Genomic DNA, 5,899 nt, shown 5'->3' with positions numbered 1-5,899 from the left:
AAGCCGAAAGGTCGGGCTCAGACCAACTCTTTTTGTCCTTTAACCCAAACCTGCTCGGACACCCGCTTCCACGCCCGATCCGCACCACGCCAGAAGCACAACAAACCCCTCGAATTCCTTGTTTTACCTAGTAAAACTCGGAACCGAGGGGTCCTGTTCGCACTCACGCTTTGTATCAAAATGAGCGTCCTAGTGGTGGAGATGGGGGGAATCGAACCTATACGAGGCGATACCAATGAATTAAGACGTTGCCGAAATCACCCGTCCACAAGCAGGGCACCACAAGCCGTCGCACCTCATCGCATTTCGTCGCATTTCATCACCCCAATATCGAAACGCGCACTATCGACAGCGCGCCTACATTCAACAACCCTCAATCAGAATTATCCGCCACCACTTCCATTAAAAGGCCATTTTGAGCCCGTAGCCTCATACAAACGATGAACGTCGGCGGAACTTTGGCCTAGTGAAAAACTGCCACTTTTCCGCAGAATAATGCGCAAAACACCTTGCCAGAACACAGTTTTTATAGTACACTTTAAGCATAAGGGAAACAGAGAAGCTGATTCCCAACCCAACACGAAGGGGGCGATACAAATGTCAGGTGTCATCAAAGCAAACCAGCGCGGATATGACGGTTTTTCCATGAGCGACCGGGCAGTTACCGCCTACAAAAACGGTGAACGCCCAATCTCTAAGTGGACTTCGAAAGACGCAAAAGCTTTCAACGCCCTGCTCGCGAGCCTCGACATCAACATCACGGTGAGTCTTAAGGAGTTTAAAGTCCTCCTGAATCGCTTCGGGTACACGTCGTGGCATCACACTTCAAAATACGCGAACCGCACGGATTTCTTCAGTCCCGCAGCGATGCTCTTCTCCTATGAGTTTTTCAGCACCGACGAAGATGCAAACCCCATCTACCCCGATATTTGCGACATTGACGTCACAGAACTTCCAGCTGAAGAAATCGAATGCGCACGAACTAGCGCGAACGCTTGGGTCACTCTCGGCTACATCAAAAATTGAAAGGACACCCCCACTATGGAAATCGGAATGGAACTACGTGCCCGTCGTCGCGCGCTCGGGCTTAGCCCTAAAGACCTTTCGCTCTTCCTCGCGGTAGGAGAAGGGGTCGTTGCAGACTGGGAATCGAATCACCGTCACCCACGAGACCCAGGTCGTCTACGAGGCGACCTCAACGACATTCGCGACCTGCACGACCAACTCGTTAGTGAAATCGTCGATCAGCTCGAAGAAACCGAAATAACCAACAAAAGCTTGATCGAGACGTATTGGACGAACGATGCCTACTGGGAAATCGACGCATATGCCCGCGAACACAAAATCCCTGCAAGCCTTCACAACACTGCGGCCGCTCACGCTCAACAGATCATCGAAGCTAAATACTCCACCACGGTCTCCATTGAAAGAGCACTCACACGAAAAGAAATCCTTGCGCGACTCGCCGACATTCAAGATGAACAAAACGAACTCGATCTTGACGACCCGGAAGAATCCTTTACGTTTGACACGCTCGACTTCGAACGAATCAGCTTAGAACACACGCTGAAAGAACGAAGAGACTGAACCCCGAAACGATCACGCGCCTCGGTGATCGACAGAATGGTGAAAAAGCTGGATAAGTAGGTGGACTACACTTGCTAACACTTTGCTAATGTAGTATTATAGAGGTGTAGGAAGGAGGTGAAGGAAATGGATTTCGTAGGAATTGCGGCAATCCTCTTCGGGATCGCTGAAATCATCAGGGCAAGCGCCAAGGTGATTAAAGCATCGAGGAACAAACGCAAATGAGACCGATGGCCCGGAGATGCCTGTAACAACTCCGGGCCACCGGCCCCTACGAAAAATTCCACCACACAACATGAACAACATCAAGGACATCCTGATCTCGCTCGCTCTCGTATGCGTCATCGTCTGGCTTGCCGTCGAAGGCTATACGGTCTACGCAGCAATCGCAGGCACGTTGCTTGTCGTCGCATGGGTTATCTACCTGATTGCATTCATCATGAGAAGGAGCAAGAAATGACAGACCAGACGCCCGTCTACCTGTCTCGCTCTGACCTTGCCCGCCGTATTGGTGTACAAGTAGGCACTCTAGGGCGCTACACGCTTCCAGAGCCCGACGTGTACATCGGACTCGAAGGCAGACGCACAATGGGCTGGAAAGTAGAAACAGTCGACGAGTGGAACGCTCGCCGTCCGGGGCGTGGCAACTGGTCAAAGCACACTATTTGACGGTAGATACGCAGAAAACCGCCCTCACAATCCACACGGGAAGTGAGGGCGGTTTTCTGCGTATCTACCACCAAAAAGTATTGGCTTTGTTTCTTCAGATGTTTCATTCAGGTGTAAAAGTTTCCTTTAGAGTCAAGGAGGAAACTTTTACACGTGAATGAAACATCTGCAAACAGGCTACCCTTGCGGGGGTGGCCGCGAAACATTAGGTATGAATCACAAGGACGCTCCGCGGCCACCGCGCACCATGCTAGCAGGCGACTCAGGGTTTACGGGACGACTCTAGGCACTCTAGGCGCGTTTCCAACCTTTCGTGTGTTTTCTCGGCTGACGCGGTGAGTGCGCGAACGTCGAGTCTGAGGCCGTCGATTTGGTCTTCTGCCCGCTGGTCGCGTCGTTCACGACTGCGAGCATCTTCCAGGCGGGCTTTCTCAATACCATCAACTTTCCGCATGAGAGTTTTCATGCCCGCGCGCACTTCGTCCAAATCGTCCCGCAAATGGGTGCCATGACTGTTAGTTACCCCTTCGCGAGCGCCCCTGGCTTCGGTTTCCGCCTTGGACGCACTCTCGGAAATATCAGCCATCTGGGTTTGTAAGCTGACGACTTTCCGGTTCACCCACGCGACACCCCAGCGGATAAAAGTCCCGAGCAGAGTAATGAAAGCAACAACAAGGGCGGCAATCCCGGCGACTACTTCCTTACTTGTGAGGACTTCAAAAATAGGCTCATTCACTCGCCCACCTTCTCCGCGTGTTTACCCTTGGGCATTCCGCCGGGCGTGAGCATGCCTACCCATTCGAGCAGTGATTCTCCGCCGATTTTCACGTGGGAGAGGATTTGGTAGACCGCCCAGAAGATGCCGAGCAAGGCGGTTAGCTGAGTGGCTAAGTATTCAACTGTTGCGGGGTATTCTGAGGTCGCCCAAATCCCGACCGACAGCACGGTGGCCGCGACGCTGACGAGAACAATACGGCGTTTGTGCGTCCACCACGGCTTATCCAAGGCGGCCTGCACCAAAGGCCAGAGAATACCAACCACAACCGTGGTCACGAATGGGTCAACAGCGAGAGTTTTCAACGATTCCATTTATTTAGTCCTTTCACGGTTTGACGGCGAGGGCTTTCGATCCAGCCCACGAGTGATTGAGCGCAATCTGCATCGCTTGGACGGTTTGCGTATCCCACGTTTTAGTCACGGGAATCCGGTGGCCTGCGGGGATACCCGAGTAGTTCCACCACGCCTGGAAAGCCCCAATCGTGATCGGCCCATCGAAACCATCGACGGGGATACGGTCAACGCCGGTCGCTGCTTTAAGCCTGTAGGCGTCGAGCGCCCACGACAGGAAGTATTGGAGCGCGCGTACTGCGGTCGGCTCCCACGGGGCGCTCGTTGGAACAGCGAAGACTTGCCGGAAACGCCTGCCAGTGTGCGCGCCCCAAATGCCGTCTTCTTCTAACTCCCACGACGAAGAATCCCCCGTGTATTCGGGGCGGATAACCGCGATCACGGAACCAAGATTGCGGGTACGCCGATACACCCCACCACCGTTGGACTGCGACCCTGACGCACCAGACGAGGTGTTTCCTTCGATGGTTTGATAGTAGGAGCCGTAGTTGCGTTCTACGAATCCCACGTGGTCTGCGACCCCGTCCCCGTCCCAGTCGAAGCACACCAGGTCGCCGGCCTGTGCGCTGGCTTTAGCGACGAGCCTGCCGAGGTTGCGGGCAGCGGTAATCCCACTAGGCACATACGCGAAATCCCCGCCCGGCGGTGTCATTCCAACCTGACGTAGAACGTAGGTCACGAACATTGCGCAGTAGGGGACTCCGCTGGTGCCGAAGTAGGCGCCGTGGCGGGTCGCGTAGTCGCGCCCGTATTTGGTTCCCGCCTGTGGGTCAGTCCACCGCGAATACCCGAGCTCGCCGCGCGCCACATTGAGCGCTTGTTCAACGGTTGCCATCAGTTGCCCTCCTCTTCAACGACGGGGTGCGGGTCAGGTTCACCGTCACCGAACTCCGGCATCTGGCTCATCAAAACCTCTTCTACGCTGTCCATGTTTTCTCCTCTCTTGAGTTTTTGGGTATAAGAAAACCCCACGCCAACCGGGCGCAGGGCAAGAAAAAAAGGGGGTGCGGCTCTTGGTTTAGACAACAGTCGATGGCGAGAGTTGAACCGAAAGTTGAGTCCAGGAATCGGACGACAAGTCAATCGACAGCGCCGTGGCCGCGTACACGTACAGGCCGACCGTCCGCTGTTCTCCAGCGCGGATAGTTCCGTAGCCGACCACGAAGCCGTTCGCGTCGCCTGAGTCATGGAACCGGCTCTTAAAGGACGTGCTTTTCGCAGTGTTGTCTGGGTACAGTTCAAGGTCTGCTTCGCCTGACCTGACGCGGGCCCAGCAGTTCCCGAATGCGATAAACGAGCGCGCGTAGGGTTTGACCGGGATCTGGAGTTCGGATACTTTCACCCACCCCCCAGAATTGACTGAGGTTCTCGACTGTAGTCCGCTAACGGCTCCGGCGGTGAGAGTCTGGTTTTCGTTCATGACCGACAACACCCACGCGCCGCCTGTTTTTGCCCCGTCCGAACGGTACAAGATACCGCCGATATCGAAATACGCGGGTTTGCTTGTGGTGGGTGCGTGCCCGGTTGTTTGAGCCCGATCTAGCATCGCCCGCGCTGAGGCCACGGATTCTGCCTTCGCGATTGTCCCAACACTATCGGCGAACGCTGGCCACGCTTCCAAAAGCGGGTCACCCGCCGTCGGGATTGTCGCACCGTTCCAATGTTGATTACTCATTTATTTGGCTCCCTTCTTACTTTTTTGCCCACAATGCGGGCACATTAGAGGGCTCCCACCCTGCTTGTGACGTGTGCGCCTGAATACACTTAAAAACCGTGTTTTCAAAGGTGGCTTCATCGCCGGTCTTGTATTCCACGCCAGCCTGCCACGCGGGCACATTGTTTTCTTCGCCTGTGATGTCATCGCGGGCCCACCCCTGCGGATACTCGTCAGGGCCAGCCGTAAACGGACTCAACCACGCCCCCGAGACGTTCTTCCACACGTTCCCGCCGATCACTACGCGACCAGACGGCCCGACCACGTCAGTATGCTTCAGCTCTTCTAGTACGCGGGGCGGTTCTTCCTTCACCGCTTCGGCGTAGGCTTCGGCGGCCAGCTTCGCCTGCTGTTCAGCATCGCGCTTTTGGTGTCTTATCCTGAACGCTTCCATGAACCGGTCAAACAACCCATTCAATTCATCATCGGACAATTCGCTGAAATCAATTTCTTCCAGTTTCATGAACGCCTCCCTTATGCGCCTGCCACGTATTGAATACTGACGAAAGAGGTTCCGGTTGGGCACCATGTTCCGGTGTTTTGCCAAAAAGCTGGTGCAAAACTTTCGCCCTTCGCTAATTTCATCAACCCGACAGCAGTAGGGCGGATATTCACGTTCGCCTGAAAACTGCGCGTATCCGACGGGTCAGCATCCCAATTAACGCGGTCTAAAGATTTTCTTCTCATGCCCGTCGATACCGCCCACCCGTCTTTAGTGGACGTATAACTCCAGTCAGTGACCGCCGTAATCTGAGGGTTAATAGACAAAAATCGTTGCTTAAGATCGGTGTTTTCAGTGAT

At 54.5% G+C, this 5,899-nt stretch carries 10 protein-coding genes; 4 read left to right on the top strand and 6 right to left on the bottom strand.

Annotation, left to right across the window (positions count from 1 at the left end; all coding sequences use genetic code 11):
• Nucleotides 1-645: 645 nt before the first annotated feature.
• From PG731_RS08980 to PG731_RS08965, 4 genes are all read left to right on the top strand, one after another.
• Nucleotides 646-1,026 (top strand): hypothetical protein, encoded by a 381-nt coding sequence (locus PG731_RS08980; RefSeq protein WP_270773458.1) that lies wholly within the window; start codon nucleotides 646-648, stop codon nucleotides 1,024-1,026.
• A gap of 27 nt (nucleotides 1,027-1,053) precedes the next feature.
• On the top strand, nucleotides 1,054-1,587 hold the full coding sequence (locus PG731_RS08975; protein WP_270773457.1) for a hypothetical protein: 534 nt from the start codon (nucleotides 1,054-1,056) through the stop codon (nucleotides 1,585-1,587).
• Between the two features lie 295 nt (nucleotides 1,588-1,882).
• Complete coding sequence (locus PG731_RS08970; RefSeq protein WP_270773456.1) at nucleotides 1,883-2,047, top strand: hypothetical protein; 165 nt, start codon at nucleotides 1,883-1,885, stop codon at nucleotides 2,045-2,047.
• Nucleotides 2,044-2,256 carry a helix-turn-helix transcriptional regulator gene (locus tag PG731_RS08965; RefSeq protein ID WP_270773454.1) on the top strand — a complete coding sequence of 71 codons (213 nt, stop codon included), beginning with the start codon at nucleotides 2,044-2,046 and terminating at the stop codon, nucleotides 2,254-2,256. Before PG731_RS08970 ends, PG731_RS08965 begins: the two co-directional genes overlap by 4 nt.
• 262 nt (nucleotides 2,257-2,518) lie before the next feature.
• On the opposite strand, the gene PG731_RS08960 is transcribed toward PG731_RS08965, so the two are convergent.
• From PG731_RS08960 to PG731_RS08935, 6 genes are all read right to left on the bottom strand, one after another.
• Nucleotides 2,519-2,992 carry a hypothetical protein gene (locus PG731_RS08960; RefSeq protein ID WP_270773453.1) on the bottom strand — a complete coding sequence of 158 codons (474 nt, stop codon included), beginning with the start codon at nucleotides 2,990-2,992 and terminating at the stop codon, nucleotides 2,519-2,521.
• Nucleotides 2,989-3,345, bottom strand: a complete 357-nt coding sequence (locus PG731_RS08955) for a hypothetical protein (protein ID WP_270773452.1) — start codon at nucleotides 3,343-3,345, stop codon at nucleotides 2,989-2,991. Before PG731_RS08955 ends, PG731_RS08960 begins: the two co-directional genes overlap by 4 nt.
• A gap of 13 nt (nucleotides 3,346-3,358) precedes the next feature.
• Nucleotides 3,359-4,219, bottom strand: coding sequence for a CHAP domain-containing protein (locus PG731_RS08950; RefSeq protein ID WP_270773451.1), 861 nt, complete (start codon nucleotides 4,217-4,219; stop codon nucleotides 3,359-3,361).
• A 183-nt stretch (nucleotides 4,220-4,402) separates the two neighbouring features.
• Nucleotides 4,403-5,059, bottom strand: coding sequence for a hypothetical protein (locus tag PG731_RS08945; RefSeq protein ID WP_270773450.1), 657 nt, complete (start codon nucleotides 5,057-5,059; stop codon nucleotides 4,403-4,405).
• 16 nt (nucleotides 5,060-5,075) lie between these two features.
• Nucleotides 5,076-5,561 carry a carbohydrate-binding protein gene (locus PG731_RS08940; protein WP_270773449.1) on the bottom strand — a complete coding sequence of 162 codons (486 nt, stop codon included), beginning with the start codon at nucleotides 5,559-5,561 and terminating at the stop codon, nucleotides 5,076-5,078.
• Between the two features lie 11 nt (nucleotides 5,562-5,572).
• Nucleotides 5,573-5,899 (bottom strand): hypothetical protein (locus PG731_RS08935; RefSeq protein ID WP_270773448.1); only part of this gene is annotated, 327 nt, incomplete at its 5' end.

It is taken from the genome of Pauljensenia sp. OF14-1SRA (assembly GCF_027694595.1).
Classification (GTDB): Bacteria; Actinomycetota; Actinomycetes; order Actinomycetales; family Actinomycetaceae; genus Pauljensenia; species Pauljensenia turicensis_B.
Note: the sequence above shows the minus strand (reverse complement) of the source record. Positions and strands in the feature narration are given on the sequence as shown.

What these genes read in the sequence shown, in the direction of transcription:
- PG731_RS08980 (WP_270773458.1), top strand. Translation starts at nt 646, where the DNA reads ATGAGCGACCGGGCAGTTACCGCCTACAAAAACGGTGAACGCCCAATC.
- PG731_RS08975 (WP_270773457.1), top strand. Translation starts at nt 1,054, where the DNA reads ATGGAACTACGTGCCCGTCGTCGCGCGCTCGGGCTTAGCCCTAAAGAC.
- PG731_RS08970 (WP_270773456.1), top strand. Translation starts at nt 1,883, where the DNA reads ATGAACAACATCAAGGACATCCTGATCTCGCTCGCTCTCGTATGCGTC.
- PG731_RS08965 (WP_270773454.1), top strand. Translation starts at nt 2,044, where the DNA reads ATGACAGACCAGACGCCCGTCTACCTGTCTCGCTCTGACCTTGCCCGC.
- PG731_RS08955 (WP_270773452.1), bottom strand. Translation starts at nt 3,345, where the DNA reads ATGGAATCGTTGAAAACTCTCGCTGTTGACCCATTCGTGACCACGGTT.
- PG731_RS08950 (WP_270773451.1), bottom strand. Translation starts at nt 4,219, where the DNA reads ATGGCAACCGTTGAACAAGCGCTCAATGTGGCGCGCGGCGAGCTCGGG.
- PG731_RS08945 (WP_270773450.1), bottom strand. Translation starts at nt 5,059, where the DNA reads ATGAGTAATCAACATTGGAACGGTGCGACAATCCCGACGGCGGGTGAC.
- PG731_RS08940 (WP_270773449.1), bottom strand. Translation starts at nt 5,561, where the DNA reads ATGAAACTGGAAGAAATTGATTTCAGCGAATTGTCCGATGATGAATTG.